Annotated in this window: 3 protein-coding genes; all 3 read right to left on the bottom strand. The window is 62.3% G+C overall.

The window, feature by feature from the left end; genetic code table 11:
- On the bottom strand, positions 1-919 hold a 919-nt coding region (locus NKJ35_RS30700), incomplete at its 3' end, for an ABC transporter ATP-binding protein (protein ID WP_352651364.1).
- Positions 916-1,923, bottom strand: coding sequence for an ABC transporter ATP-binding protein (locus NKJ35_RS30695; protein ID WP_352651363.1), 1,008 nt, complete (start codon positions 1,921-1,923; stop codon positions 916-918). The genes NKJ35_RS30700 and NKJ35_RS30695, both read right to left, overlap by 4 nt.
- A gap of 1 nt (position 1,924) precedes the next feature.
- Positions 1,925-2,689: ABC transporter permease (locus NKJ35_RS30690; protein WP_352651361.1), on the bottom strand; the 765-nt coding region annotated here is incomplete at its 5' end.

Below are 2,689 nucleotides of genomic sequence, written 5' to 3'. Positions count from 1 at the left end.
AAGGAGGGACCTCAATGTGGCAACGCTCGACCGCGAGCGGGCAGCGCGGGTGAAACGCGCACCCGCTCGGCGGATTGATGGGGCTTGGCACTTCGCCCTCGACCGCTGCCTCCAGCCGAATCCGCGTCGGATCCGGAACCGGAGCTGCCGCGATCAGCGCCTCGGTATAAGGATGGACTGGCTTGGCGAAGAGCGCGTCGCACGGCGCAAGCTCCACGATCCGCCCCAGATACATGACCGCGACGCGATGGCCGATATGCTCCACGACGCCGAGGTCATGTGAGATAAAGACGAAAGCGATGCCCATCTGCTGCTGCAGATCGAGAAGCAGATTCAAGATCTGTGCCTGCACGGATACGTCAAGGGCTGACACCGCTTCATCGGCGATGATGAGAGAGGGGTTGAGCGACAGGGCGCGCGCGATGCCGAGCCGCTGGCGCTGACCGCCCGACAATTCGGACGGGAGCCTGTGCATCATCTCGGCCGACATTCCGACCTTTCGGAGAAGGTCCGCAGCAAGTGCCTGACGCTGCTTCCGGCTGAGACGCTCAAAGTTCTCGACAGGCTCCGTAATAATTTGCCCGGCAGTAAGGCGCGGGTTCAGCGACGAGTAAGGATCCTGAAAGACCATCTGCATCCGACGGCGCCAGGCGTGAAGCGCGTCCTTCTTGAGGCCCGCAATGTCGGTCCCGTCGATCAGCACGCGCCCGCTAGTCGGCTGCACGAGCCGCATCAAGAGCCGCGCCACGGTGGACTTGCCACAACCGGATTCGCCGACGATGCAGAGTGTCTCGCCCGCTTCGACGGAAAAGGAAACATCCTCCACCGCCCGGATCACCGGAATGCTTTTCTTGAAGATTCCCGAGCCAAGCGGATAATGCTTGGTCAGATTCTCGACTTTCAACAAAGGCCCACTCATGCGCCCATCACCTCTTCGGCGCGCCAGCAAGCTGCCGCGTGGCCCGAGCCGACATCACGCAGGGTGGGGGTCTTCTCACGGCAAATGTAGATCGCGAACGGGCAGCGGGGCGCAAAGCTGCACCCGACAATTGGCTCGCGCAGGCTTGGCACGATGCCGGGAATTTCTGGAAGGCGGCGCTGTCGGCCACGTCGCCGATCAGGCACCGATCGCATGAGGCCCTGGGTGTAGGGATGCGCCGGACGCGCAAACAAATCTATCACGTTCGCTTGTTCTACGATCCGGCCAGCATACATTACGATCACGCGTTGGCATGTCTCGGCCACAACGCCCAGGTCATGCGTGATGAACATCACGGCCGTTCCCGTGCGCTCTTTCAGGTCGACGATGAGCCGCAGGATTTGTGCCTGGATGGTGACGTCAAGCGCGGTGGTTGGCTCGTCGGCGATCAATAATTCCGGCGAGCAGGCGAGAGCCATGGCGATCATGGCGCGCTGGCGCATGCCGCCCGACATTTCGTGGGGATAGTTGTTCACGCGACGCTCGGGGTCCGCGATGCGAACCAGACAGAGCATCTCTTTGGCCTTTGTCATTGCCACCGAGCGGGATGCTTTCGTGTGGATTTGCACCGCCTCTGCGATCTGATGGCCGACCGTATAGACCGGGTTCAGGCTGGTCATCGGCTCCTGGAAGATCATGGCGATCTGGTCGCCGCGGATCTTTCGCATCTCCCGATCGGACAGTTCAAGGAGGTCGCGTCCGTGAAAACGGACCTCGCCGCCGACCGTCCTGGCGGACAGCTTCGGCAGCAGGCGAAGGATGGACAGGGCAGTGACACTCTTTCCGCATCCGGATTCGCCAACGACGCCGAGCGTTTCGCCTTTCTTGACCTGGAAACTGATGCCGCCCAGGGCGCGGGTAATGCTTTCTTCGCCGTAAAAGTGTGTCTCAAGGTCTCGGACATCAAGAAGCACGTCGTTCCCTGCGGTTTGATGCATCTGCATGTCAGTGCCTCCGCTTGGTGCGGGGATCGAACATATCACGCAAACCATCCCCAAGCAGGTTGACGGCAAGGACGGTGACGGCAAGGCAGACACCGGGGGCGAAGATCGTCAATGGGGCGATGGCGAGATACAGGCGCGAACTGGCGATCATGTTGCCCCAGCTGGGGATCTCGGGCGGCACGCCCACGCCGAGGAAGCTCAGCCCTGCCTCCGTCAGGATCGCGCTGGCGCAGACAGTAGCGCCCTGGACCATCAGCGCAGGAATGGTGCTCGGCAGAATATGCCGCCACAGCACCTTGGGCAGGCGCGCACCGCCGCAGAGCGCGGCCTCCACGTAGGGACGCTCGCGAACCCCCAGAACCACCGAACGAACCAGCCGCGCGACGGCTGGCGTCTCGGGGATCGCAATGGCAACGATCAAGATGCCGATTCCCGGTCCTGTCAGAGAAATGAGCGCAATGGCCAGCAGAATCGTCGGGATCGACATCAGGCCGTCCATGACCCGCATGACGATGTTGTCGAAGCTGCGGCTGTAGCCGGCAACGACACCGATCACCAGCCCGACCACGGCCGCGCTCGCTGCCGACAGCAGCCCGACCATGAGGGATATCCGCGCACCGAAGATCGTTCGGGCAAACACATCACGGCCCAGATTGTCGCTCCCGAGCCACATCTCGGCGGAAGGTGGCTGGAGGCGTTTGAATGGATCCATGTTCACCGGATCGCCCGCGTAAAACGGGGCGGCGAGTGCCAGAACGATCAACAG

Source organism: Mesorhizobium sp. M0136 (assembly GCF_040322515.1).
In the GTDB taxonomy this organism is placed as follows: Bacteria; Pseudomonadota; Alphaproteobacteria; order Rhizobiales; family Rhizobiaceae; genus Mesorhizobium.
This window is presented reverse-complemented; position numbering and strand designations above follow the sequence as displayed.